Annotated in this window: 19 protein-coding genes; 18 read left to right on the top strand and 1 reads right to left on the bottom strand. The window is 61.6% G+C overall.

What is annotated here, in order from left to right; all coding sequences use genetic code 11:
• The first annotated feature begins 89 nt into the window (after positions 1 to 89).
• From HX818_RS02355 to HX818_RS02310, 10 genes are all read left to right on the top strand, one after another.
• A complete protein-coding gene (locus HX818_RS02355) occupies positions 90 to 1,088 on the top strand; it encodes an alpha/beta fold hydrolase (protein ID WP_023658917.1) in 999 nt (332 codons plus the stop codon).
• A 318-nt stretch (positions 1,089 to 1,406) separates the two neighbouring features.
• Positions 1,407 to 2,687: an alkane 1-monooxygenase gene (locus HX818_RS02350; protein ID WP_102369301.1), complete on the top strand. Its 1,281-nt coding sequence runs from the start codon at positions 1,407 to 1,409 to the stop codon at positions 2,685 to 2,687.
• Between the two features lie 147 nt (positions 2,688 to 2,834).
• On the top strand, positions 2,835 to 3,329 hold the full coding sequence (praA, locus tag HX818_RS02345) for an alkane oxidation protein activator PraA (protein ID WP_177019417.1): 495 nt from the start codon (positions 2,835 to 2,837) through the stop codon (positions 3,327 to 3,329).
• Positions 3,330 to 3,461: 132 nt separating this feature from the next.
• Entirely contained in the window at positions 3,462 to 3,959 is a 498-nt protein-coding gene (gene praB, locus HX818_RS02340) for an alkane oxidation protein activator PraB (RefSeq protein ID WP_177019416.1), read from the top strand.
• Positions 3,960 to 4,113: 154 nt separating this feature from the next.
• A complete protein-coding gene (locus tag HX818_RS02335; protein ID WP_177019415.1) occupies positions 4,114 to 5,529 on the top strand; it encodes an outer membrane protein transport protein in 1,416 nt (471 codons plus the stop codon).
• A gap of 287 nt (positions 5,530 to 5,816) precedes the next feature.
• A complete protein-coding gene (locus HX818_RS02330; RefSeq protein ID WP_177019414.1) occupies positions 5,817 to 8,354 on the top strand; it encodes an acyl-CoA dehydrogenase in 2,538 nt (845 codons plus the stop codon).
• A gap of 159 nt (positions 8,355 to 8,513) precedes the next feature.
• Complete coding sequence (locus HX818_RS02325; protein ID WP_087694129.1) at positions 8,514 to 9,857, top strand: 3-oxoacyl-ACP reductase; 1,344 nt, start codon at positions 8,514 to 8,516, stop codon at positions 9,855 to 9,857.
• 2 nt (positions 9,858 to 9,859) lie between these two features.
• Positions 9,860 to 10,750 (top strand): MaoC/PaaZ C-terminal domain-containing protein, encoded by an 891-nt coding sequence (locus HX818_RS02320; protein ID WP_177019413.1) that lies wholly within the window; start codon positions 9,860 to 9,862, stop codon positions 10,748 to 10,750.
• Positions 10,747 to 12,045, top strand: coding sequence for an acetyl-CoA C-acetyltransferase (locus tag HX818_RS02315; protein WP_177019412.1), 1,299 nt, complete (start codon positions 10,747 to 10,749; stop codon positions 12,043 to 12,045). Before HX818_RS02320 ends, HX818_RS02315 begins: the two co-directional genes overlap by 4 nt.
• A 31-nt stretch (positions 12,046 to 12,076) precedes the next feature.
• Positions 12,077 to 13,780 carry an AMP-binding protein gene (locus HX818_RS02310; protein WP_003214676.1) on the top strand — a complete coding sequence of 568 codons (1,704 nt, stop codon included), beginning with the start codon at positions 12,077 to 12,079 and terminating at the stop codon, positions 13,778 to 13,780.
• A 114-nt stretch (positions 13,781 to 13,894) separates the two neighbouring features.
• Here the strand turns inward: HX818_RS02310 and HX818_RS02305 are convergent, their stop codons facing one another.
• Positions 13,895 to 14,791, bottom strand: a complete 897-nt coding sequence (locus tag HX818_RS02305) for a MurR/RpiR family transcriptional regulator (protein WP_003214679.1) — start codon at positions 14,789 to 14,791, stop codon at positions 13,895 to 13,897.
• A 303-nt stretch (positions 14,792 to 15,094) separates the two neighbouring features.
• On the opposite strand from HX818_RS02305, the gene iolC reads away from it, so the two are divergent.
• The 8 genes from iolC to HX818_RS02265 all read left to right on the top strand — a co-directional run bounded on the left by iolC (position 15,095) and on the right by HX818_RS02265 (position 25,225).
• A complete protein-coding gene (gene iolC, locus HX818_RS02300; RefSeq protein WP_177019411.1) occupies positions 15,095 to 17,032 on the top strand; it encodes a 5-dehydro-2-deoxygluconokinase in 1,938 nt (645 codons plus the stop codon).
• Between the two features lie 147 nt (positions 17,033 to 17,179).
• On the top strand, positions 17,180 to 18,073 hold the full coding sequence (gene iolE / locus HX818_RS02295; protein ID WP_087694126.1) for a myo-inosose-2 dehydratase: 894 nt from the start codon (positions 17,180 to 17,182) through the stop codon (positions 18,071 to 18,073).
• Positions 18,070 to 18,864, top strand: a complete 795-nt coding sequence (gene iolB / locus HX818_RS02290) for a 5-deoxy-glucuronate isomerase (protein ID WP_003214687.1) — start codon at positions 18,070 to 18,072, stop codon at positions 18,862 to 18,864. The genes iolE and iolB overlap by 4 nt, the downstream gene beginning before the upstream one ends.
• 22 nt (positions 18,865 to 18,886) lie before the next feature.
• A complete protein-coding gene (locus HX818_RS02285) occupies positions 18,887 to 20,389 on the top strand; it encodes a CoA-acylating methylmalonate-semialdehyde dehydrogenase (RefSeq protein ID WP_003214689.1) in 1,503 nt (500 codons plus the stop codon).
• A 27-nt stretch (positions 20,390 to 20,416) separates the two neighbouring features.
• Positions 20,417 to 21,232: a TIM barrel protein gene (locus HX818_RS02280; protein ID WP_177019410.1), complete on the top strand. Its 816-nt coding sequence runs from the start codon at positions 20,417 to 20,419 to the stop codon at positions 21,230 to 21,232.
• 10 nt (positions 21,233 to 21,242) lie between these two features.
• Positions 21,243 to 23,174: a 3D-(3,5/4)-trihydroxycyclohexane-1,2-dione acylhydrolase (decyclizing) gene (gene iolD / locus HX818_RS02275; protein ID WP_177019409.1), complete on the top strand. Its 1,932-nt coding sequence runs from the start codon at positions 21,243 to 21,245 to the stop codon at positions 23,172 to 23,174.
• 19 nt (positions 23,175 to 23,193) lie between these two features.
• Entirely contained in the window at positions 23,194 to 24,204 is a 1,011-nt protein-coding gene (locus HX818_RS02270; protein ID WP_008437157.1) for a Gfo/Idh/MocA family protein, read from the top strand.
• 160 nt (positions 24,205 to 24,364) lie between these two features.
• Positions 24,365 to 25,225: a sugar phosphate isomerase/epimerase family protein gene (locus tag HX818_RS02265; protein ID WP_003214697.1), complete on the top strand. Its 861-nt coding sequence runs from the start codon at positions 24,365 to 24,367 to the stop codon at positions 25,223 to 25,225.
• The last annotated feature ends 128 nt before the right edge of the window (positions 25,226 to 25,353 follow it).

The following is a 25,353-nucleotide window of genomic DNA, read 5'->3' as shown; positions in this document are numbered from 1 at the left end:
CACAGTTAAGGTCCAGGGTGGACGATGGCTGAGGCGTTGACCAATACCGGTCGGGCCGCCAGCAACGCAGGGATGCAGAGGACCGAGCTATGGCTGTCGAATGGGTTGTCGCTGCGGGTGTGTGTGTAGGGTTAAGCGTAGTGTTGTGGGCCTTCAGTGCCCGGATGACACGGCGTATAGAGGCTGCTGTTCCGATCAACGGGCGCTTTCTGGAGATCAACGGCGAGCGCTTTCATTATGTAGACGAGGGCAAGGGCCCACCGCTGGTGATGATCCACGGGCTGATGGGCAGCAGTCGCAACTTGACGTACGCCTTGTCTGCCCAATTGCGTGAGCACTTTCGAGTGATCACCGTGGATCGTCCGGGGTCGGGTTATTCCACCCGGCATGCCGGCACGGCCGCGGACCTGCCTGGCCAGGCCCGGCAAGTCGCCAGCTTTATCCAGACGCTTGACCTGGATAAGCCGCTGGTGCTGGGGCATTCCCTCGGCGGGGCGATTTCCCTGGCCCTGGCCCTGGACCATCCCCACGCGGTGTCCGGATTGATCCTGGTGGCGCCCCTGACCCATCCCCAGCGCCTGCTGCCGCTGGTGTTTATGTCGTTGGCGATACGCCCGGGATGGCTGCGACGCTTTATGTCGCACACCCTGACCATGCCGATCGGATTGCTGACCAAAGGCTCGGTGGTCAAGGGCGTGTTTGCCCCCGACCCGGCCCCGGAAGACTTCGCCACCCGTGGCGGCGGCTTGTTGGGCATGCGGCCCGAGAACTTCTATGCCGCCTCCACCGAGATCAACCTGGTCAACGATTTCCTGCCGGACATGGTCAAGCGCTACCCGCAGCTGACGTTGCCGATCGGGCTGATTTATGGCGCGCAGGACAAGGTGCTGGATTTCCGCAAACACGGGCAGGCCCTGGCCAGCTTGGTGCCGGGCCTGAAGCTGCAGCTGGTGGAAGGGCGCGGGCATATGTTGCCGATCACGGCCACCGAGCGTGTCGCGGCGGTGGTCGAGCAGATAGCCAAGCGCGTCCGGCCGCCGGAAAGCGCCACGGTGTTGCACCCGCCGTTTGCGTTGGCGAGTAAATAATTGTGCGACTGAACTCGCGGTTCGAACTCGTCAATGCTTGCCCTAGACACCTGACCAAACGGCTGAAAAAGAGACTGCCCGGTCACGTTCAAAAGGGTTCAAGAAACTAGTTGACGACCTAACGATTCCGCGCTATTTATTTAAAAAAATTATTTCAATGTCTAATTTGAAACAATTTTTGAAATGCCTAAGAGCGAATAAAATAATGAAAAAAACGCCTTTTATCGCATGGTTGAATTCTCGGGGCAGTCACCGCTCCGTGTACCTGTCCAGTGTTGATTTTTGCTCCCTGCCTGCCTGCGTCGTGCGGAGGCTGCCATGAATCAGACCCTGGCTGCCCCGAACGTCTGGACCGACGGCAAGCGCCACCTGTGGTGGCTCGGCATCATGCCCCTGGCAACCCCAATTCTCTCTGGCGCCCTGGCCATCACTACCGGCGTGCAACAACTGTGGTGGGTCGGTGTGCTGGTGATCTTCGGCCTGATCCCGCTGATCGACGGCCTGCTGGGTGAAGACGTCAGTAACCCGCCCGAGTCCGCCGTCAGCAACCTCGAATCCCAAAGCTACTACCGCTGGATCGTCTACACCGGCGTGCTGTTTGTCATCTCATCCCTGGTGGTCACCGGGTGGCTGGCCGCAGGCGGTATCGACTGGATTATCAATGGTGGCCTGTTGCATGCCACTGCCACCCTGGACCCGTCGAGCTGGCTGGCGAAAACCGCCGCGTTCATCACCGCGCGCACCGAGCTGCATGGCCAGGTGAGCTGGTTCACCTACCTGGGCATGGCAATGTCCACTGGCGCTGCCACCGGCATCGCCATCAACACCGCCCATGAGCTGGGGCACAAGCCGCGCCTGCTGGAAGTCGTGCTGGCCAAGATCACCCTGGCGCCGACCTTCTACGGGCACTTCTACACCGAACACAACCGTGGCCACCACGTGCGCGTCGCCACCCCGGAAGACCCGGCCAGTTCGCGGTTGGGGGAGAGCTTCTGGGCCTTCCTGCCGCGCTCGGTATGGTTCAGCGCCCGCTCGGCGTGGAACCTGGAGCGTGAACGCCTGCGCAAACTCGGCCTGCCGGCCTGGCACTGGAAGAACGCCGTACTCAGCGCCTGGATGTACAGCGTGGTGTTGTGGGGCGCGATGATTGCCTGGCTGGGCGCGGCAGTGATTCCATTCCTGATCATCCAGGGCATCTACGGTTTCTCGCTGCTGGAAGTGGTGAACTATGTCGAGCACTACGGCCTGAAACGCCAGAAGTTGCCCAACGGTCGTTATGAGCGTTGCTCGCCACGCCATTCCTGGAACAGTAATCGGATTGTCACCAATATCTTTCTGTTCCAACTGCAGCGGCACTCCGACCATCACGCCAACCCAACCAGAAGTTATCAGTCACTGCGTCATTTTGATGAATCGCCGCAACTCCCATACGGTTATGCCAGCATGATTGTCTGGGCGTATGTACCGTACTTGTGGCGACGACGCATGGATCACCGGGTACTTAATCATTACGCCGGGGATATCACCCTGACCAATCTTCAACCTTCACAGCGTTTGAAGTACCTGGAGAAGTACAGCAACACCACCAGACCCTTCTAACGAAAGCAGTCAGTTGTAGGGCGTACTCGGGATCTGTGTATCGCGCAGGTTTTCATCGCCCAGGCTTTACCGGTTTCGAGTACGGCTTAGTTGCAAGACAGTTGTTTGACCCGAACAAAAAATAAAATGAAGGGAAGGACGTACACCATGCAAAACCCTGCCAAGTTCACCACGCACATTGTATTGGCCGCGCTGGGCCTGATCGTTTACCACCAGGCCCAGGCCGCCCGTATCGAACCCGCCGGCAGTGCGTTTACTGCCCAGGGCCCCATCAGCTTTTCCAAAGGCGCGCTGATCAGCGCGGACTGCACCATCAAGGTCGCCGGCAAAGTGGCGGCGGATGGCTCGTCGGTGAATGTCGACAAAGTTGAGTTCGACGGCGGGCTCAAGTGCAGCCGGGTGGAAGCGATCAACTTGCCGTGGGTATTGGTGGCTAAAGATACCAGGAGCGGCTCGATGTCGAAGATCGCCGTGGATGTGCATGCCTTTGGTTTGGGCGGCAAGTGCGGGCCTTCTACTGCCGATGGAACCTGGGATAACGCCACCGGTAAGTTGGAAGCGTCGAATGTGCCTATCGGCGAAGACTGCAAGATCAAGACGGTGTCGATCAAGATGCCGCCGAGTTTCAAAGTTGTTGAGTAACAGTGGGATGTTACAGCGGTAATTGAATTGAGATTTGGCTGGAAAGGGAAGTTCTGCTTGTTTCACCGTGACCTCTCGATCATGGCCATTACCCCGGCGAAATGATTCGCCATAACATGTGAGGAAAAAACAATGAAAAGCCTTAAAACCCTCGTTTGTGTAACTTCGTTTGCTCTGTGCTTCGGCGCTGCTTCGATGGCCACCGCGGCGACTATTGGCCCGGTAAATACAAACTTCACCACCCCTGGCGGTACCATCACGGTTAAGTCTCCTTCTTCGCTACAGGCGCCGGTTACTTGCACTATTAACTTCGCCGGGAAGGTAAATGCCAACGGTACAGCCTCGATTACTAACGCAACTGTTTCGGGTTCGAGCCCACTGTGCAGCCTGCCGAAAATGAAATTCCCTGCAGGCGGATGGCTGTTAACTGCCACCAGTACTTCTGCCGGTAATGTGCAAAGCGTGGGTTATACCATCGACTCTGCGATCGACACCGACTGCGGGCCTAGCACTATTCAGGTCGGTTGGACGGGTACTGCCTTGACTGCAACCAACCAGGCTCTGGCGCCTAATTGCACTGTGACCAATCTGTTGGTGACACCAACTCCTGCACTGACCATTACGCCATAAGAGTTACCGGAACACCGGGCTGATCACCCGCAAAAAGGCAGGCGCCTGAATAAGGCGCCTGTCGTTCAAAACTGGTCTGAACCACGCGCGGACGAGAACTTGCTTTAAAGGGCAAGCCGGTTATGCCGGGGCTAAAAATAATAAGGAGTGGTAAATGAATAATAAAAAACAACACGCTCGCACATTATTGGGGTTGGCAATACTGGGGGGATTGATGGGTGCCGGATCCGCCCAAGCTGGTGGCTTTGCCACGCCAACGTTTGGGGCCGAAGGTTGGGGGCGTGCGTTCGGCGGTGGTTCGATGTTCAAGGACGATCCGTCAGCGGCGTATAACAACCCTGCGGCCATGGCGTTCATTGATCACAATATCGCGCAGTTCAACATCGACTACGCGCGCATCAACATCAAATATAAAGGGACCGCGAAAGATTACATGGGGAAAGACCCCTCCGTAACGACGTTTGATCCAGACGGTAATACGACCTCCGTTCCCCGCACAGGCGATGGTGGCCAAGGTGGTTTCACTGCATGGCTGCCCACTGGCTTCATGGTGATGCCTATCGGCGATCGCTTCGCGTTTGGTCTCAGCCAGGTCGTCCCGATGGGCGCACGCACCACTTGGGATGATGATTGGATCGGCCGGGATTTTGCCGTTGATACACGCATCGAAACCGTTGGCGTGACCGGCTCGCTTTCGTTCAAGGTCAACGATCAGTTCTCCATCGGTGGTGGTGCCATCGTTCAGCACACCAAAGGTTTCGTCAGCCAGAACATCGACCTGTATGCCGCTGCAGGCAGCGTTCCGGACATTGGTGTTCCGTTTCCTTCGGGGGTGGGGCATTCGTTGATGCGAGTCAAAGTGGACAATACTTCGGTTGGATGGTTTGCCGGCCTGGCCTGGAAGCCCACGCCGCAAGATACCCTTGGCTTGAACTATCACGCCAAGATCAAGAACAAGCTCGAAGGTAAATACAGCATCTATTCAGACCCGGGATCCAAGGCGCTGATTGACTCCGGTCTACCAGGCCTTTTGTATCCTGGCCTGAGCCTCAATTCCGACGGCGCCAACGCCAGTACCCAGCTGGACATTCCTGCCAATGCGTCGTTTGACTGGGTACACCAGTTCAATGATCGCCTGACCCTCGGTGCCAGTGTTACCTGGACCCAATGGTCTTCGTTCAAGGACCTGACGTTGAAGTCCGAGGGCTCGACAATCGTTTCGATTCCTTACAACTACAAGGACGCGTGGATGGTCTCCCTCGGCGGCGACTACAAGTTGACCGACGATTTCACCCTGCGTGCCGGTGTGGCCACCGACCAGACGCCGACTCGTAACTCCACCCGGGACCCGCGTATTCCGGATGGCGACCGGATCTTCACGTCCCTGGGTTTTGGTTACAAGATTCGGGCGATTCCGGGCTTGGGTATCGACGGTTCCTACTCTCACCAGTTTGTTGAAAAGGCCAAGCTGCAAACCCACAACCAGGACCGCCTGGGCGGTGCAACCCTGGATGGCAAGGCCGATGCTTATGGCGACGTGGTTAGCCTGGGCATGACCTACGAGTTCTGATCCGCTGCGGCAACGCCAAGAGTGGTCGGCAGTCAGCGCATCTTTCTGGCCGGCCTGATACGGGTGTTGCATCGACGGGTCGCCCACGCGACCCGTTCCGATCCCTTTTTCCACTAACCCACCCGGCTGACCCATTCAGCCCGCTTTTTTTTCGCCCAAGCATTAAATAAAAATTTCAAAACAAAATTTGAATTTATCTTTTCAAGTTTGTAGTGTGGCTTTACGTCACAGGTCATTCCGATCTGCCCGGGCGTTGGCCGTACCCTGAATTGAGTAGAGGTATCCCCATGGTTATCTGGTTATTGGCGGGACTCGCAGCAGCGATTGCCCTGGCGTATCGACAAGCCGCTGCCACCCTCTGGCTGGGTGCCGGCCTGGTCTGGCTGGCGGCCGGTTACCTGTTCAACGCAGTCGCCGGTTTCGGCGCCGGCGTCGTGGCGGTGCTGGTGGTGTTGCCCGCGCTGCTGCTGACGATCAAACCCCTGCGCCGCACCCTGTTGACCAGCAAGGCCCTGGGCCTTTTTCGCGGCATCATGCCGGCGATGTCCGACACCGAGCGTGCTGCCATCGAGTCCGGCACCGTGTGGTGGGACGCCGAGCTGTTCAGCGGCAAACCCCGCTGGGAACGCCTGCTGCAAGCCGCACCGGCCAGCCTCAGCGCTGAAGAACAGGCCTTCCTCGACAACGAAGTGGAGACCCTGTGCGACATGTCCAACGACTGGGAAACCACCCAGGTCTGGCAAGACATGTCCCCCGAAGGCTGGCAGTACACCAAGGATGCCGGCTTCCTCGGCATGATCATTCCCAAGCAGTACGGCGGCAAAGGCTTCTCCCACTATGCGCATTCGCAAGTGGTGATGAAGCTCTCGACCCGCTGCTCGGCGGCGGCGATTTCAGTGATGGTGCCCAACTCCCTGGGCCCGGCCGAACTGCTGCTGCACTACGGCACCGACGCCCAGCGCAACTACTACCTGCCACGCCTGGCACGGGGCGAAGACATCCCGTGCTTCGCCCTGACCAGCCCGTATGCCGGCTCCGACGCCGGCGCGATTCCAGACCTGGGCATCGTCTGCAAGGGCATGCACGAAGGCGAGGAAGTACTGGGTTTCCGTGTGACCTGGGACAAGCGCTACATCACCCTCGGCCCAATCGCCACCGTGCTCGGCCTGGCCTTCCGCGCCGAAGACCCGGACGGTCTGCTCGGCCAGCCGGGTTCCCTGGGCATCACCTGCGCGTTGATCCCCACCACCCATCCGGGGGTGAACAGCGGCCGGCGTCACTGGCCACTCAACGCGGTATTCCAGAACGGCCCGACCACCGGCAAGGATGTGTTTATCCCGCTGGAATGGGTGATCGGCGGCCGCGAGCAAGTCGGCAACGGCTGGCGCATGCTGATGGAATGCCTGGCGGCTGGCCGGGCGATTTCCCTGCCGTCGGCCAACGTCGGCCTGGGCAAGGTGGCTGTGCGCGGCACCACCGCTTATGCGGCGATGCGCAAGCAATTCGGCCTGCCCATCGGCAAGTTCGAAGGCGTGCAGGCGCCCCTGGCGCGCATGGCCGGGCATCTGTATGCCTGCGACGCGGTGCGCAAGGTCTCGGTAGCGTCATTGGATGCCGGTGAAAAACCCTCGGTGATCTCGGCCATCGCCAAGTATCACGTTACCGAGCGGGCACGCATCATCGTCAACGACGGCATGGACATCGTGGCCGGCAAGGGCATCTGCATGGGGCCCAACAACTTCCTCGCCCGGGCCTACCAGCAAAGCCCCATCGCCATCACGGTGGAAGGCGCGAACATCATGACTCGCTGCCTGATCATCTACGGCCAGGGCCTGATCCGCTGTCATCCGTATGTGTTCCGCGAGATGGAAGCGGCGCGCAATACGGACCGGCGCAAGGCCCTGGCGGATTTCGACAGCGCAATGTTCGGCCACCTGAGCTTCGTGCTGGCCAATACCGTGCGTGCCGCAGTGTATTCGCTGACGGGCGGGCGGTTGATTTCCGTGCCGGGCAAGACCGATCCGGCGTTGGCGTCCTACTACCGCCAGGCCAATCGGCTGTCGGTGGTGTTGGCGTTGATCTCGGACATTTCCATGGGCGTGCTGGGCGGTGCCCTCAAGCGCAAGGAAAGCATCACCGGGCGGCTGGGGGACATTCTGTCCCAGCTGTACATCCTGTCCTGCGTGCTCAAGCGTTTTGAGGATGATGGCCGGCCACAGGCAGATTTGCCGCTGGTGCATTGGGCGGCCCAGGACGCGTTGCTGCGCGCCCATGAGGCCCTGGCCGAAGTGCTCGACAACTACCCGTCGAAAGCCGCGGCGGCGGTGGTGCGTGGCTTGACGTTCCCGTTCGGTATTCCACAGCGCAAACCGTCGGATCGCCTGTTGGCGCAAGTGGCGGAGCTGGTGCAGGTGCCGGGGGAAACCCGCGACCGCTTGCTGGGCAATTCCTACATTCCTCGGCCGGAAATCGACAAGCTGGCTTACGGCGAGCTGGCCTTGCGCCTGTTGCCGCAAGTGGAGCTGATCGAGGCGCGGCTCAAGGGGGCGATCAAGCAAGGCCTGATCGAGCCAATGCCGATTTCCAGTGCGGCGTTTACTCCGTGGCGAGTCAAGGCGCGGGCGCTGGACCTGATCAGCGAGGAAGACGACAGCTTGCTCGCGCGCTATGTGGAATATGGCGATCACGCGATCCAGGTGGACGACTTCCCGCAGGACTTCGGTTTGCTGGAAGCCTTGCAACAGCGCCAGCAGGCGTTGGAACAGGCCGCCAAACCGAGCGCAAGACGCCGCGCCAACCAAGGCGAAAACGCGCCGGTCAACTGACTGGAACTGGAGGAACACGGCCCCTGTAGGAGCTGGCTTGCCTGCGATAGCGCTGGTTCAGTGCCAGATGTGTTGGCTGACACACCGCAATCGCAGGCAAGCCAGCTCCTACAAGGATCGGGTTTCCATGGCAACACCGTGTTGTGAGTGAGTTTATCCATGAGTGACAGCTACCTTTCTTTCGTCAATTCCCCCTGGGGAGCCTGGTTGGCCCGCACTGCCGGGCTGCCCCAACCCCTGGCATTGCAACGTCACCGCAGCGGCCAGCAAGGCCTGGCCAACCCGGTAATCGTCGCGGGGGTAGGGCGCCTGGGGGCGCAAATCCAGCGCATCTTCACCGCCACCGACACAGTGACCGCCACCGCTGCGACCCTCAAGGCACCCTCCACGGTCAAGGTCCAGGGCGCGGTGTTCGACGCCAGCGACATTGCCGACCTCAAGCAGTTGGACGAGCTCTACGAATTCTTCCACGCCAACGCCAGGCGCCTTGGGCAGCACGCCCGGGTGGTGGTGCTCGGCACCGCGCCGGAGTTGTGCAAGGACCTGCCCCAGGCCATCGCCCAGCGTGCCCTTGAAGGTTTGGTGCGCTCACTGGCCAAGGAACTGCGCCGGGCGATCACCGTGCAGTTGATCTACGTCGCACCGGGTGCCGAGGACGGGCTGGAAAGCAGCCTGCGGTTCTTCCTGTCGCGGCGCTCGGCCTATGTCTCGGGGCAGGTGGTGCGCCTCGAAAAAACCGTCGATAGCCCAACCGAAATCAACTGGGACAAACCCCTCGGCGGCCGCCGTGCCCTGGTCACCGGCGCCTCCCGTGGCATCGGCCTGGCAATCGCCCAGGTGCTGGCCCGCGATGGAGCCCATGTGGTCTGCGTGGATGTGCCCCAGGCCCAGGATTCGCTGCAACAGGCGGCCGGCAGTGTCGCAGGCACCGCACTGGCGCTGGACATCACCGCCACCGATGCCGCGCAGCAGTTGCACGCCCATGTCAGCCAACACGGTGCATTCGACGTGGTGGTGCACAACGCCGGGATTACCCGCGACAAGACCATCGCCAAGATGACTGAGACCGCGTGGCGCAGCGTACTGGCGGTCAACCTGGAAGCACCGTTGCATCTGAGCACGGCGCTGCTGGAAAGCCAGGGCCTGAATCCGGGCGGGCGGATCGTGTGTGTCTCATCGATTTCCGGTATCGCCGGCAACCTCGGGCAAAGCAACTACGCCACCTCCAAGGCCGGGGTGATCGGCCTGGTACAAGGCCTGGCCCCGCAGGCGGCGGCGCAGCAAGTGACGGTGAATGCCGTGGCACCGGGCTTTATCGAAACCCAGATGACCGCGAAGATCCCGCTGATGATTCGCGAAGCGGGGCGGCGGATGAACTCGATGTCCCAGGGCGGGCAACCCATCGACGTGGCAGAAACCATCGCCTGGCTGGCGCATCCGGCATCCGGCGGGGTCAATGGCCAGGTGGTGCGGGTCTGCGGCCAAAGCCTGTTGGGAGCCTGAGCATGGACTATGTGACGCAGATTATTGACCCGCCGCCCTCGCGCTCGCGGCTGTTGCTGGACGGGGTATTGGGGCTGCGCAAACCGAAGCTGGAAGGCGAGCCGACGTTGCCGAAAGAACGCCTGGTGCGTTCGGCCGTCGAGCTGTCTGCCCAAGGGATCGCGGCTTACGGTCGGGCCTGTGGTTTCCGCCGTGAGCAAGGCGTGCCGCTGTCCTATCCCCATGTGCTGGCGTTCCCCTTGCACCTGATGCTGCTGACCCGCCCGAGTTTCCCGTACCCGGCCAGCGGCATGGTGCATTTGGCCAATCGCATCCGCCAGCATCGACGGCTGGAGGCGGGCCAGGCCTTGCGCCTGGAGGTGTATTGCGAACGCTGGGTCGCCCATCCGAAAGGCCAGGCGCTGAGCATCGCCACCCGTGGCTACAGCGCGGGCGCCCTGATATGGGAGAGCGACAGCCTGTACCTGCGCCGTGACGTAAACGCGCCGGTTGGCGAGCCGTGGGACGACGCGTTGCCCTTGCAGGAAGAAGGTTTGCTGCGCACTCAACGCTGGGTGCTGCCGGCGGATCTGGGGCGGCGTTTCGCCAGGGTCTCGGGGGATTTCAATCCGATTCACACCTCGGTGATTGGCGCCAAACTCTTCGGCTTTCGCCGGGCCATCGCCCACGGCATGTGGACCCTTGGCCGCGCCCTGGCCGCCCAGCAATCCCCCGGCGGACTGGACCAGGCCGAGGCCCATTGCGACTTCAAGCTGCCGATCTTCCTGCCCGGCCAGGTGGCGCTGTGGAACGTTCCGCCAACCGGCCCGCGCCGTGAGTTTGAAGTGCGTAATTTCGCCGGTGACAAACCCCATATGCGTGGGCTGTTTATCTGGAATGAGACCGATCGATGAGTGACTACAGTTTCAACCCGGCCCCGACGCGCCGCGTGGCGATTATCGGCGGCAACCGTATCCCGTTCGCCCGCTCCAACACCGTGTACGCCCATGACAGCAACCAGGATCTGCTGGTCGCCGCCCTGCAAGGCCTGGTGGACCGCTACAACCTTCACGGCCTGCGCCTGGGCGAGTTTGCCGCGGGTGCGGTGATCAAGCACTCCCGGGATTTCAACCTGGCCCGGGAAAGCCTGCTGTCTACCACACTGTCTCCCGAAACCCCGGCCTACGACCTGCAACAAGCCTGCGGCACGGGCCTGGAAGCGGCGTTGCTGGTGGCGAACAAGATCGCCCTCGGGCAGATCGAAGTGGGCGTTGCCGGTGGTTCCGACACCACCTCCGACGCGCCCATCGGCATCAACGAGTCCCTGCGCCGCACCTTGCTTTCAGCCAACCGCGCCAAGGGTACCGGCGCCAAGTTGAAGGCCTTGATGGGGGTGCGCCCGTCGATGTTCTTCAAGCCGCTGCTGCCGCGCAATGGCGAGCCGCGCACCGGCTTGTCCATGGGTGAACACTGCGAGGAAATGGCCAAGCGCTGGCAGATCAAGCGCCTGGCCCAGGACGAGTTGACCCTCACCAGCCACCAGCGGCTGGATGCGGCGTACAAGCAGGGTTTCTTCGATGATTTGATCAGCCCGTATCGCGGCCTGGCCCGGGACAACAACCTGCGGGCCGACGCCAGCCTGGAGAAACTTGCCGGCTTGTCCCCGGCCTACGACCGCCAGAACGGCACGCTCACCGCCGGCAACTCCACGCCCCTGACTGACGGCGCGTCGGTGGTGCTGCTGGCCAGCGAGGAATGGGCCGCCGAACGCGGCTTGCCCGTATTGGCGTACCTGCGAACCGGTGAAACCGCTGCGGTGAATTTCGTCGACGGCACCGAAGGCCTGCTGATGGCGCCGGCCTACGCCGTGCCACGCATGCTCAAGCGCGAGGGCCTGACGTTCGCCGACTTCGATCTGTTCGAGATCCACGAAGCCTTCGCCGCCCAGGTGCTGTGCACCCTCAAGGCCTGGGAAGATCCGGATTACTGCCGCGACCGCCTGGGTCTCGACGCGCCGCTGGGCAGCATCGACCGCAGCAAAATGAACGTCAACGGCGGCTCCCTCGGCTGCGGCCACCCCTTCGCCGCCACCGGTGGCCGGCAACTCGCGGCACTGGCCAAGGCGATCCACCAGCGTGGCGGCGGCCGCGGCCTGATTTCGATCTGCGCGGCGGGTGGGTTGGGCATTACCGCTATCGTCGAAAAGTAGTTCCCACCATAAAAACAACAAGGAGACTGCCATGAACGCTGTAAGCCTGGAACAGACCGAACGCCTCTGGTTGAACGCTTACCTGCCCGGCGTACCGGCAGACATCGACGCCGGCATCGAGGATTACCCGTCGTTGCGCGAGGTGTTCCTGGAGCACCTGCACAAATTCCGCGACCGCGTGGCCTACGTCAGCATCGGCACCGAAATGACCTACGCCGACTGGGAGGTGCAGGGCATCGCCTTTGCTGCGTGGCTGCAAGCCCAGGGTGTGAAGAAGGGCGACCGGGTGGCGCTGATGATGCCCAACTGCTTGCAGTACCCGATCTGCCTGCTGGGCACGATTCTCGCGGGTGCGGTGGTGGTCAACGTCAACCCGCTGTACACCGCCCGGGAGCTGCAGCATTTGCTCAAGGACAGTGGCGCAGAGACCCTGGTGATCTTCGAAAACTTCGCCCACACCCTGGAGAAAGTGGTGGCCGCCAGTACCGTCAAACGTGTGGTGATCGCGGCCATCGGTGACCTGCTCGGCACCTTCAAGGGCGCGGCGATGAACTTCATCCTGCGCAGCGTGCAGAAGCAGGTGCCGCGTTTCAACCTGCCGGGGGCCGTGCGTTTCAACCAGGTGTTGAAACAGGGACGCGGGCAAACCCATCTCGCCGTGCCGATGAACCGCGAAGACCTGGCCTTCCTGCAATACACCGGCGGCACTACCGGCGATGCCAAGGGCGTCATGCTCAGCCATCGCAATATCATCGCCAACCTGTTGCAGGCCAAGGCGTGGGTCGGTGATCAGCTCGATCAGAACCAGCAGGAAACCAACGTCACCCTGCTGCCGCTGTACCACATCTTTTCCCTGACGGTGAACTGCCTGATGTTCATGTGCCTGGGCGGGCGCAACATCCTGATCGCCAACCCACGGGATGTGAAGCGGGTGCAGATGATCCTGCGCAAGGAGCGTTTCAACGGGATTGCCGGGGTGAATACGCTGTTCAACGGCCTGCTGGAAAACAAGGAATTCTGCGCCCGGGATTTTTCCGATTTGCGCATGGTGATCGCCGGCGGCATGGCCACCCATACCGCTGTGGCCAAGCGCTGGAAGGAAGTCACCGGCTTGCCGATCATCGAAGGCTACGGCCTCACTGAATGTTCGCCGGTGGTGAGCATCAGCCCCATCGACATCTCACGCATGCGCGAGATGGAATTCACCGGCAGTATCGGCGTGCCGTTGCCGTCGACCTGGGTGCGGTTCATTCGTGAGGACGGTGAGTTGGCGGAACTGGGCGAGCAGGGCGAACTGCAAGTACGCGGCCCGCAGGTGATGCAGGGTTACTGGAAACGCCCGGCGGAAACCGCCGAGGTGCTGGATGCCGAAGGGTGGCTGTCTACCGGGGACATCGGGGTGATGAATGAGCAGGGCTTCATCCGCCTGGTGGACCGCAAGAAAGACATGATCCTGGTGTCCGGGTTCAACGTGTACCCCAACGAGATCGAAGACGTGGTGGCGTTGCATCCGGGCGTGGCGGAAGTGGCGGCGATCGGGGTTGAGGATGGGGTGACCGGCGAACGGGTCAAAATCATCGTGGTGCGCAAGGACCCAAGCTTGACCCAGGAGCAGATTCTGGCGCATTGCCGGGAGTATTTGACGGGGTACAAGGTGCCGCGGTTTGTCGAGTTTCGTACTGAAGAGTTGCCCAAGACGACGGTGGGCAAGGTGTTGCGCCGGGCACTGCGCTAAGCCTTACGATCGTTCCCACGCTCTGCGTGGGAACGCCTCTTGTGACGCTCTGCGTCACGCTTTGGACGCGGAGCGTCCGGGGCTGCATTCCCACGCGGAGCGTGGGAACGATCGTCAGTCGTCGAATCCCACCTGCTCATGAATCTCATCGACCTTCAATTCCAGCCGATACGCCACGGCAATGAACAACGCCTGGCACAGGCACAGCGTCGCACTCAGTGACCTGAACGCAAACGACGAGCCTTCATTCACCAGCAACACCGTGCTCGCCCGCTTGGCCAGGGGCGACAGGTTGCTGTCGGTAATGATCAGGGTCTTGGCCTGATGGTGCTGGGCAATCCGCAGGCAGTGCTGGGTTTCCTTGCCGTACGGCGTAAAGCTGATGGCAATCACCAGGTCGTTGGCCCGCACACTGCGCATCTGCTCGCGATAGCTGCCGCCCAACCCCGAGACCAGATGGATGCGCTTGTTGGTGTGCTGCAGGTTGTACACCAGGTAGTCCGCCACGGCGAACGAGCGGCGCACGCCCACCACGTAGATATTGTCGGCATTCACCACCAGGTCCACGGCCTTGTCGAAGGCTGCGTCATCCAGTTCCAGCCCCAGGCGCTCGATCCCGGAGAGGGTGGCATTCACGCACTCACGCGCCAGGTCGCCGCCGCTGGCTTTCTGCGACTTGTTGGCGATCATGCTGCGGATGCGTTGCTGGTAGTTCTGCACCGGCGTGGTCTTGTGGGTGTAGGCCTCGCGGAACAGCGCCTGCATTTCACTGAAACCACTGAACCCGAAACGCTGGGAAAACCGCACGATGGCCGACGGGTGCACTTCGCATTCACGGGCGATGTCGCTGATGCGGTCGACCATGATCCGGTCGCTCTGCTGGCTCATGTAGCTGGCGATGCGCTTGAGCTGGCGCGGCAGGCTCTCGTATTCATCGGTGATCAGCTGCAACAACCGCTCGGCGTTCAGCGGCGGGCTGGCGAGTGCGTCTTCCGGGGCGCTCTGGGACATAGGGAATCCTTCTGGCTTGTTCTTATAGGGCGCGTCGAGGCGCCCCTGACAATAAGTCGATGTGCGCAAGTCTACAGGGTAGGCGCAAAAAAATACCTCGGCATCCCGCCCCACGGTGCAGCTGAAACGATGCACTGCGGCTGGAACATACCGATGATGGCGTATTGGAAAATATATTCCACAAAAAATATTTATAGAATAAATATTGATTGGCGTCACCAGACGTTCTAGTCTGCTTGCACCAAGAGCGTATGCCGCCACCGCGACGGCACACGCAGGCTGATAAAAATAACAGGAGCCAGCATGGGCCAGACTCGTTTTGCCAGTGGGCGTCAATTGGATCTGATTTGCCTGGGACGCCTGGGCGTCGACCTTTACGCACAACAAGTGGGTGCACGGCTGGAGGATGTCTCGAGCTTCGCCAAGTACCTCGGCGGTTCCTCCGCCAACATCGCGTTCGGCACCGCGCGGCTGGGGCTCAAGTCGGCGATGTTGAGCCGGGTAGGGGACGACCACATGGGGCGTTTCCTGCTGGAGTCCCTGGCCCGCGAAGGCTGTGACGTCAGCGGCATCAAGGTCGACCCGGAACGCCTCACCGCCCTGGTGCTGCTGGGCCTCAAGGACCGCGAAACCTTCCCGCTGGTGTTCTACCGCGAGAACTGCGCCGACATGGCCCTGCGCGCCGAAGACATCAGTGAAGCGTTCATTGCTTCCAGCAAGGCGTTGCTGATCACCGGTACCCACTTCTCCACCGACGGCGTGTACAAGGCCAGCATCCAGGCCCTGGACTACGCCGAGAAGCACAACGTCAAACGCGTGCTCGACATCGACTACCGCCCGGTGCTCTGGGGCCTGGCCGGCAAGGCCGATGGCGAAACCCGGTTTGTGGCCGACCAGAATGTCAGCCAGCACGTGCAGAAAATCCTCCCGCGTTTTGACCTGATCGTCGGCACCGAAGAAGAATTCCTGATTGCCGGTGGCAGTGAAGATTTGCTCACGGCATTGCGCACGGTGCGTGCCCTGACCTCGGCCACCCTGGTGGTCAAGCTTGGCCCCCAGGGCTGCACGGTGATCCACGGCGATATCCCGGCCCGCCTTGAAGACGGCGCGATCTACCCCGGGGTACGGGTGGAAGTACTCAACGTGCTGGGCGCCGGCGATGCCTTCATGTCCGGCTTCCTCAGCGGCTGGCTTGAAGACGCCAGCGACGAGCGCTGCAGCCAGTTGGCGAATGCCTGCGGCGGCCTGGTTGTGTCGCGCCATGCCTGCGCGCCGGCCATGCCGACCCGCGCCGAACTCGATTACCTGTTCAACAGCCCGGTGCCGATTACCCGCCCAGACCAGGACGCGGTGCTGCAACGCCTGCACCAGGTCAGCGTGCCGCGTAAGGTCTGGAAGCAGCTGTTTGTATTTGCCTTCGACCACCGCTGGCAGTTGGTGGAACTGGCCCAAAAAGGCGGCCAGGACCCGGCGCGCATCAGCGCCCTCAAGCAACTGTTTATCCAGGCCGTGGAACGGGTTGAAAGCAAACTGGCGGACCAGGGCGTCGAGGCTGACGTCGGGATTCTGGCCGACCAACGCTTCGGCCAGGACGCGCTGAACGCCGCCAGCGGTCGCGGCTGGTGGATCGCCCGCCCGGTGGAAGTCCAGAATTCACGGCCGCTGGCCTTTGAACACGGGCGCTCGGTGGGCAGCAACCTGATTGCCTGGCCCCGGGAGCAGATCATCAAGTGCCTGGTGCAATTTCACCCCGATGACGAGCCATTGCTGCGCCTGGAACAGGAAGCGCAACTCAAGGCCCTGTATCAGGCGTCCCTGGTCAGCGGCCATGAGCTGCTGCTGGAAGTCGTGCCCCCCAAGGATCACCCGTCCACCTATCCCGACGTGCTCTATCGCAGTCTCAAGCGCCTGTACAACCTGGGCATCTACCCGGCGTGGTGGAAGATCGAGGCGCAGTCGGCCGCAGACTGGAAAAAGCTCGACGAGCTTATCCAGGAGCGCGATCCCTACTGCCGGGGCGTGGTGCTGCTGGGCCTGAACGCTTCCGCCGAATGCCTGGCCGATGGCTTCCAGCAAGCCAGCCAAAGCCAGACCTGCCGCGGGTTCGCCGTGGGTCGCACGATCTTCCAGGAACCGAGCCGAGCCTGGCTGGCGGGGGAGATTGACGATCAAGCCTTGATTGAGCAGGTGCAGTGCATCTTTGAGCAATTGATTAAGGCTTGGCGCAGTTCTCGAAGCTAAACACGCAATCAAATGTGGGAGCTGGCTTGCCTGCGATGGCATCACCTCGGTACACCTGTTAGACCGAGTCGCGCGCATCCCAGGCAAGCCCGCTCCCACATAAAGCAGATCTCAGGCAACTCTGAAAAAACAATAATAGGTGCAGCCATGCCCGCTATCCGAATTGGCATCAACCCGATCTCCTGGAGCAACGACGACCTGCCGGCCCTGGGCGGTGAAACGCCGTTGAGCACGGCCCTCAGCGAAGGCAAGGACATCGGCTACGAAGGCTTTGAACTCAACGGCAAATTCCCCAAGGACGCCAAAGGTGTCGGCGATGTATTGCGCCCCTACGACCTGGCACTGGTCTCCGGCTGGTACTCCAGTCGCCTGGCCCGGCGCTCGGTGGCGGAAGAAATCGAAGCCATCGCCAGCCACGTCGAACTGCTGCGTGAAAACGGCGCCAGCGTGTTGGTGTATGGAGAAGTCGCCGACTCGATCCAGGGTTCGCCGGTGCGCCTGATCGAACGCCCGCGTTTTCACAGCGAACAGGCCTGGCAGGAATACGCCGACAAACTCACCGAACTGGCGCGTTTCACCCTGTCCCAGGGCGTGCGCCTGGCGTACCACCACCATATGGGCGCCTACGTCGAATCCCCGGAAGACATCGACCAACTGATGCGCCGCACCGGCCCGGAAGTCGGCCTGCTGTTTGATTCGGGCCACTGCTACATGGGTGGCGGCGAGCCTATCGAGGTGCTGCGCAAACACATCGCCCGCATCTGCCACGTGCACTTCAAGGATGTGCGCAAGCCGGTGGTGCAACTGGCACGCAACCAGATGTGGAGCTTCCCGGATTGCATCGTCAACGGCACCTTCACCGTGCCCGGCGACGGCGATATCGACTTCGCCGCGCTGCTGGACGTGCTGCTGGCCGCCAATTACCAGGGTTGGCTGGTAGTGGAGGCCGAGCAGGATCCTGCCGTGGCGCCGAGCTACATCTATGCGAAGAAGGGTTACGACACCCTGCGCGCACTGTTGAGCGAGAGGACTGGACAATGAGCCTGTTGGTCAAAAGCAGCAAGCGCGGGCAAACCATGGTGGCGCTGGAAGAAGGGCGCCTGGAATACGTGGGCTTCGCCGCCTACCGCCTGAGCCTGGGTGAAACCTTGCCAGTCACCGCCGGCGACAAGGAACTGTGCCTGGTGCTGCTCAGCGGCCGGGTGACTATCCAGGGCGAAGGCTTCAACTGGGAAAACCTCGGTGATCGCCACTCGGTGTTCGAAGACAAGTCGCCCTTCGCCGCTTATTTGCCGCCAGGCACCGACGCCCAGGTCACCGCGCTGAGCGACGTGCAAATCGCCGTCTGCGCCGCTCCCGGCTCAACCGACGCAGGTCTGGCACCCCGTCTGATTCGCCCCGAGCAATGCAAGCGCAGCGTACGCGGCAAGGGCGCCAACACCCGCTACGTGTGCGACATCCTGCCCGACAGCGAGCCTGCCCATTCGCTGCTGGTGGTGGAAGTGCGCACGCCGTCCGGTCACTCGTCGAGCTACCCGCCCCACAAGCACGACACCGACGATCTGCCGCACCAGAGCTTTCTCGAAGAAACCTACTACCACCAGATCAACCCGCCCCAGGGCTTCGTGTTCCAGCGCGTCTACACCGACGACCGCAGCATCGACCAGGCCATGGCCGTGGAAAACAGCGACCTGGTGGTGGTGCCCAAGGGGTATCACCCGGTCAGCGTGCCGTATGGCTACGAGTCTTACTACCTGAACGTGATGGCCGGCCCCAAGCGCGCCTGGCATTTCCATAACGACCCGCAGCACAGCTGGCTGCTGGATCTTTAAGCACTTTCGACGGAGAACAATAATGAGCAACGCCCCGGTAATCGGCCATTACATCAACGGCCAGGTGCACGACAGCGCCAGTGAGCGTTTCAGCAATGTGTTCAACCCGGCCACCGGCGAAGTCCAGGCCCGCGTCGGACTGGCCAGCCAGAAGACCGTCGATGAGGCCGTGGCGTCGGCGCTGAAAGCCTTCCCGGCGTGGTCCGAGCAATCGTCCCTGCGCCGTTCGCGGGTGCTGTTCAAATTCAAGGAATTGCTCGACCGGCACCACGATGAGCTGGCTGAAATCATCAGCCGCGAACACGGCAAAGTGTTCTCCGACGCCAAGGGCGAAGTCACCCGTGGTATCGAGATCGTCGAGTTCGCCTGCGGTGCGCCAAACCTGTTGAAAACCGATTTCAGCGACAACATCGGCGGCGGCATCGACAACTGGAACCTGCGTCAGCCACTGGGCGTGTGCGCCGGCATTACCCCGTTCAACTTCCCGGTGATGGTGCCGCTGTGGATGATCCCGCTGGCGCTGGCCACCGGTAACTGCTTCATCCTCAAGCCGTCGGAGCGCGACCCATCCGCCAGTTTGCTGATGGCCCGCCTGCTGACCGAAGCCGGGCTGCCCGACGGTGTGTTCAACGTGGTGCAGGGTGACAAGAGCGCGGTAGACGGCCTGTTGCAGCACCCGGACATCGAGGCGATTTCGTTTGTTGGCTCCACGCCGATTGCCGAGTACATCCACCAGCAGGCCACCCAGCGCGGCAAGCGTGTGCAGGCATTGGGCGGGGCGAAGAACCATATGATCGTGATGCCCGACGCCGACCTGGATCAGGCGGCTGACGCCTTGATCGGCGCAGCGTACGGCTCGGCCGGCGAGCGCTGCATGGCGATCTCGATTGCGGTGGTGGTGGGCGATGTCGGCGACAGGCTGATCGAAAAACTGCTGCCGCGTATCGACCAGTTGAAGGTCGGCAACGGTATGCAAAAAGACAGCGAGATGGGCCCGCTGGTTACCGCCGAACACAAGGCCAAGGTCGAAGGGTTTATCGACCAGGGCGTGGCCCAGGGCGCGAAGCTGATCGTCGACGGTCGTGGCTTCAAGGTGCCGGGCGCGGAGGGTGGTTTCTTCGTCGGTGCGACCTTGTTCGATAACGTCACCACCGAAATGAGCATCTACCAGCAAGAGATTTTCGGGCCGGTGCTGGGCATCGTGCGGGTGGCGGATTTTGCCAGTGCCGTGGCCTTGATCAACGCCCATGAGTTCGGCAACGGCGTGTCGTGCTTTACCAGCGACGGCGGCATTGCCCGTGCCTTTGCCCGCACCATCAAGGTCGGGATGGTCGGCATCAACGTGCCGATTCCGGTGCCGATGGCCTGGCATTCGTTCGGTGGCTGGAAGCGCTCGCTGTTCGGCGACCACCACGCCTATGGCGAAGAAGGCATTCGTTTCTACAGCCGCTACAAGAGCGTCATGCAACGCTGGCCCGACAGCATCGCCAAGGGCCCTGAATTCAGCATGCCAACTGCCAAGTAACGTTTTCGAGTGTGGAGCACAACAATAATGAAGTCGCCTCTACGTTTTGCCCTGAACCGCATGGTCGCCCCCAGCCTTTCCCTGCCCGATTTTATCCAGCTGGCGGTGACCCTGAAATGCGACGCCATCGAGATCCGCAACGACCTCAAGGGCATCGAGATTGAAGACGGCACCCCTGCCAGCCGCGTGCGCGAATTGTGCGCGGTGCATGGCATCACGGTGCTGTCGATCAACGCGCTGTACCCCTTCGATGTGTGGGATGACGAACGCCGCGGCCAGGCCATCAAGCTGGCGGCCTATGCCCGCGAATGCGGCGCGCAGGCGTTGGTGATGTGCCCGTTGAACGACCGCGCCGACTCGCGCAACGAAGCCCAGCGCTCGGCCGGTTTGCGCACCGCCTTGAGTGAACTGGCGCCGATCCTGCGGGAATACGGGATTCTCGGTTTTGTCGAACCCCTGGGGTTTGAAGAATGCTCGCTGCGCCGCAAACGCGTGGCCGTGGATGCGATCAAGTCTGTCGGCGGCCTGGATGTGTTCCGCGTGGTGCATGACACCTTCCACCACCACCTGGCCAGTGAACATGAGTTCTTCCCCGAGCTGACCGGGCTGGTGCATATCTCCGGCGTGGAAGATGCCGACGCACCGCTGAACTCGATCCGCGACGGCCACCGCGTGCTGGTGGGCGAGGCTGACATCCTCGGCAATGCCGCGCAGATCGACACGCTGCTCAGCACCGGCTACAGCGGCCACCTGTCATTCGAACCGTTCGCCGAAAGCGTGCACGGCCTGGCAGATATCAAGCAGGCGTTGGGGGCGAGTATCGCCCACCTGCAGAAACGATAAGGGGCACCTCATGACCACAACCCGATTGACCATGGCCCAGGCCCTGGTGAAGTTTCTGGATAACCAGTACATCGAAGTCGACGGTGTGCAGAGCAAATTTGTCGCGGGCATCTTCACGATTTTTGGCCACGGCAATGTGCTGGGCCTGGGCCAGGCCCTGGAGCAGGACAGCGGCGACCTGGTGGTGCATCAGGGCCGCAACGAACAGGGTATGGCCCACGCGGCGATTGGTTTTGCCAAGCAGCACTTGCGCCGCAAGATCTACGCGTGCTCCTCCTCGGTGGGGCCGGGTGCGGCGAATATGTTGACCGCCGCGGCGACCGCGACCGCCAACCGGATTCCGTTGCTGCTGTTGCCCGGTGATGTCTACGCCAGTCGCCAGCCCGATCCGGTACTGCAACAAATCGAACAGTTCCACGACTTGAGCATCAGCACCAACGACGCGTTTCGTGCGGTCAGCAAATACTGGGACCGCATCAACCGCCCGGAACAGCTGATGACGGCGGCGATCCACGCCATGCGCGTGCTCACCGACCCGGCGGAAACCGGCGCCGTGACCCTGGCCCTGCCGCAGGACGTGCAGGGCGAAGCCTGGGATTACCCGGATTACTTCCTGCAAAAACGCGTGCACCGTATCGACCGTCGCCCGGCGACCGAAGCGATGCTGGGGGATGCCGTGGCGGCGTTCAAGGGCAAGCGCAAACCGTTGATCGTGTGTGGTGGCGGGGTCAAATACTCCGGCGCGAATGCCGCACTGCAAGCCTTTGCCGAGCGCTTCGACATTCCGTTCGCGGAAACCCAGGCGGGCAAGAGTGCGGTGGTGTCCAGTCATCCGCTGAACCTCGGCGGTCTTGGTGAAACCGGCTGCCTGGCGGCGAACCTGCTGGCACCCGAGGCAGATCTGATCATTGGTATCGGCACGCGCTATACCGATTTCACCACGTCGTCGAAGTCACTGTTCAAGCATCCTGAGGTGCAGTTTCTCAACCTGAATATCAGCCCGTGCGACGCACTGAAACTCGATGGCGTGCAGTTGCTGGCGGATGCCAAGGTTGGCCTGGAAGCACTGGCTGAAGCCTTGGGCGACTACCGTTCCAGCTGGGGGGATCAGCCACGGGATGCCAAGGCGCAATTGGACGTCGAAGTCGACCGCATCTACCAGGCGGAATACCAGACTGAAAACTTCGTCCCTGAAATCAACGACCACATGGACCCGGCGGTGCTGCGTGAGTTTATCGAGCTGACCGGTTCCTGTCTGACCCAAAGCCGCGTACTCGGTGTGCTCAACGAAGCCCTGGCCGACGACGCGATCATCGTCGCCGCTGCCGGCAGCCTGCCGGGTGACTTGCAGCGCAGCTGGCGCAGCAAGGGCGTCAACACCTACCACGTCGAATACGGTTATTCGTGCATGGGCTACGAGGTCAACGCCGCATTGGGCGTGAAGCTGGCCGAGCCCGAGCGCGAGGTGTACGCACTGGTGGGCGACGGCTCGTACATGATGCTGCACTCGGAGCTGGCCACCTCGATCCAGGAGCGGCGCAAGATCAACGTGGTGCTGCTGGACAACATGACCTTCGGCTGCATCAACAATTTGCAGATGGAACACGGCATGGACAGCTTCGGCACCGAGTTCCGCTTCCGCAACCCCGAGACCGGCAAGCTCGACGGCGGTTTTGTGCCGGTGGACTTCGCCATGAGTGCGGCGGCCTATGGTTGCAAGACCTACAAGGTCAACACCGTGGAGCAGTTGCAGGCGGCGCTGGCCGATGCGCACACGCAAACCGTGTCGACGCTGATTGATATCAAGGTCCTGCCGAAAACCATGATCCACAAATACCTGTCGTGGTGGCGCGTCGGTGTGGCGCAGGTGTCCACCAGCGCGCGCACCGATGCGGTGGCCAAACAACTCAATGAACGCCTGGCCAAGGCCCGGCAGTACTAATAACAAGAGGAGTGTTTTCATGTCTTTGAAGTTGGGTGTTATCGGTACTGGCGCCATCGGCCAGGATCACATTCGTCGCTGCAGCCAGACCTTGCTCAACAGCCAGGTGGTGGCCGTGACCGACATCAACCTTGAGCAGGCGGCCAAGGTCGTCGCTGACCTGAAACTCACCGCCGAGGTGTACCCGGACGGCCACGCGCTGATCAATTCGCCGCAGGTCGAGGCGATCCTGGTGACCTCATGGGGCCCGAGCCACGAAGAATTTGTGTTGGCGGCGATTGCGGCCGGCAAACCCGTGTTCTGCGAAAAACCCTTGGCGGTGACTGCCGAAGGCTGCCGCAAGATCGTCGAGGCCGAAGTGGCCCACGGCAAGCGCCTGGTGCAGGTGGGTTTCATGCGTCCGTATGACCAAGGCTATCGCGCCTTGAAAGCCGTGATCGACAGCGGCCAGATCGGCGAGCCGCTGATGCTGCACTGTGCCCACCGCAATCCGAGGGTGGGTGAGAACTACAAGACCGACATGGCGATCACCGACACCCTGATCCACGAGCTGGATGTGTTGCGCTGGTTGCTGGCCGATGACTACGTGTCGGTGCAGGTGGTGTTCCCGCGTAAATCGAGCAAGGCGCTGGCCCATCTGCGTGACCCGCAGATCGTGCTGCTGGAAACCGCCAAGGGTACGCGCATCGATGTGGAAGTGTTTGTGAACTGCCAGTACGGCTACGACATCCAGTGCGAAGTGGTGGGGGAGACCGGTATTGCGAAATTGCCGGAGCCGTCCCAGGTGCAGATGCGCAGCGGGGCCAAGTTGTCGAATGCGATCCTGATGGATTGGAAAGACCGGTTCATCGCGGCGTATGACGTTGAGCTGCAGGCGTTTATCGACGGTGTGAGGGCAGGGCAAGTGGGGGGGCCGTCGGCGTGGGATGGTTTTGCAGCGGCGGTGGCGGCGGATGCGTGTATTGAGGCGCAGAACAGTGGGCAGATTGTGAAAGTGGGCCTGCCACCCCGTCCGCATTTCTACGGCTAACCACAATCCTCACTGATGTAACGCAGTCAGTGTGGGAGCGGGCTTGCTCGCGAATGCGGCCTTTCAGTCAACATTTGCATCGACTGACCCACCGCATTCGCGAGCAAGCCCGCTCCCACATTTGACCGAGTTCCTACCTCAAATTCGGGAGATCTCAAGCATGCGCATCGCATTAGACCCCTACATGTACCGCCACCTGCCCCTCGGCCAAATGGTCGACAAGGCCGCCGAGCTCGGCTACCAGCACATCGAACTCTCGCCCCGGGAAGACTTCCTGCCGTTCTACAAGGCCCCCCGGGTCGACCGCGCGCGCATCAAGGAGTTTCGCAAGGCCCTGAGCGACGCCGGCGTGCAACTCTCATCCCTGCTGCCCATGTACCACTGGGCCGCCGCCGACGAAGGCCTGCGGGTTGCCGCCGTGCGCAACTGGAAGCGCGCGATCCAGATCGCCGTGGAAATGGACTGCGAGCTGGTCAACACCGAATTCACCGGCCAGTCCGACAACCCGTTGGTGTGCGAAAACCAGTTCATGCGCTCCATGGACGAGCTGATGCCGGAGTTCGAGCGCGAAGGCATCAAGCTGGATATCCAGGCGCATCCGTACGACTTCTGCGAGCGCAACAACGAGTCGGTGGACATCATTCGCGGCCTCGACCGCGACTGGATCAACTACCTCTACGCCGCGCCGCACACCTTCTTCTATGACGACGGCAAGGGCGATATCGCCTCGATGCTCAAGTACGCAGGCTCCAAGCTCAGCCACTTGATCATTGCCGACACTTACAACCACCGGGCGTCGTCCAACCTGCGCTACATCGTCAACCCGCCGGGCGTCACCGCCACCGTGCACCAGCACCTGGACATCGGCCAGGGCGAGGTCAACTGGGAGGCGTTTTTCGGCACTCTGCGGGAAATCAAGTTCGACGGCATTGCCACAGTGTCGGTGTTTGCCTGGGAAGACCGGCCGGATGAGTCCAACCGGATGATGCTGGAGCGGGTGACCCGCGAGTTGTGCTGTTAGACCGTTGTGGCTTGCCCTGTGGCGAGGGAGCTTGCTCCCGCTGGGGTGCGAAGCGCCCCCAAAAGCTTGCGACTGCTACGCAGTCGAGCGGGAGCAAGCTCCCTCGCCACAATTAACCAAGGAGTATT

Origin of the sequence: Pseudomonas sp. F9001 (assembly GCF_013385435.1) — a bacterium.
GTDB lineage: Bacteria > Pseudomonadota > Gammaproteobacteria > Pseudomonadales > Pseudomonadaceae > Aquipseudomonas.
The sequence above is the reverse complement of the archived record's forward strand: the minus strand, read 5'-3'. Positions and strand labels throughout refer to the sequence as shown.

What these genes read in the sequence shown, in the direction of transcription:
- HX818_RS02280 (WP_177019410.1), top strand. Translation starts at nt 20,417, where the DNA reads ATGAAGTCGCCTCTACGTTTTGCCCTGAACCGCATGGTCGCCCCCAGC.
- HX818_RS02285 (WP_003214689.1), top strand. Translation starts at nt 18,887, where the DNA reads ATGAGCAACGCCCCGGTAATCGGCCATTACATCAACGGCCAGGTGCAC.
- HX818_RS02350 (WP_102369301.1), top strand. Translation starts at nt 1,407, where the DNA reads ATGAATCAGACCCTGGCTGCCCCGAACGTCTGGACCGACGGCAAGCGC.
- HX818_RS02320 (WP_177019413.1), top strand. Translation starts at nt 9,860, where the DNA reads ATGGACTATGTGACGCAGATTATTGACCCGCCGCCCTCGCGCTCGCGG.
- HX818_RS02310 (WP_003214676.1), top strand. Translation starts at nt 12,077, where the DNA reads ATGAACGCTGTAAGCCTGGAACAGACCGAACGCCTCTGGTTGAACGCT.
- HX818_RS02265 (WP_003214697.1), top strand. Translation starts at nt 24,365, where the DNA reads ATGCGCATCGCATTAGACCCCTACATGTACCGCCACCTGCCCCTCGGC.
- HX818_RS02315 (WP_177019412.1), top strand. Translation starts at nt 10,747, where the DNA reads ATGAGTGACTACAGTTTCAACCCGGCCCCGACGCGCCGCGTGGCGATT.
- iolE (WP_087694126.1), top strand. Translation starts at nt 17,180, where the DNA reads ATGCCCGCTATCCGAATTGGCATCAACCCGATCTCCTGGAGCAACGAC.
- iolD (WP_177019409.1), top strand. Translation starts at nt 21,243, where the DNA reads ATGACCACAACCCGATTGACCATGGCCCAGGCCCTGGTGAAGTTTCTG.
- HX818_RS02335 (WP_177019415.1), top strand. Translation starts at nt 4,114, where the DNA reads ATGAATAATAAAAAACAACACGCTCGCACATTATTGGGGTTGGCAATA.
- HX818_RS02355 (WP_023658917.1), top strand. Translation starts at nt 90, where the DNA reads ATGGCTGTCGAATGGGTTGTCGCTGCGGGTGTGTGTGTAGGGTTAAGC.
- HX818_RS02305 (WP_003214679.1), bottom strand. Translation starts at nt 14,791, where the DNA reads ATGTCCCAGAGCGCCCCGGAAGACGCACTCGCCAGCCCGCCGCTGAAC.
- HX818_RS02270 (WP_008437157.1), top strand. Translation starts at nt 23,194, where the DNA reads ATGTCTTTGAAGTTGGGTGTTATCGGTACTGGCGCCATCGGCCAGGAT.
- praB (WP_177019416.1), top strand. Translation starts at nt 3,462, where the DNA reads ATGAAAAGCCTTAAAACCCTCGTTTGTGTAACTTCGTTTGCTCTGTGC.
- iolB (WP_003214687.1), top strand. Translation starts at nt 18,070, where the DNA reads ATGAGCCTGTTGGTCAAAAGCAGCAAGCGCGGGCAAACCATGGTGGCG.
- iolC (WP_177019411.1), top strand. Translation starts at nt 15,095, where the DNA reads ATGGGCCAGACTCGTTTTGCCAGTGGGCGTCAATTGGATCTGATTTGC.
- praA (WP_177019417.1), top strand. Translation starts at nt 2,835, where the DNA reads ATGCAAAACCCTGCCAAGTTCACCACGCACATTGTATTGGCCGCGCTG.
- HX818_RS02325 (WP_087694129.1), top strand. Translation starts at nt 8,514, where the DNA reads ATGAGTGACAGCTACCTTTCTTTCGTCAATTCCCCCTGGGGAGCCTGG.
- HX818_RS02330 (WP_177019414.1), top strand. Translation starts at nt 5,817, where the DNA reads ATGGTTATCTGGTTATTGGCGGGACTCGCAGCAGCGATTGCCCTGGCG.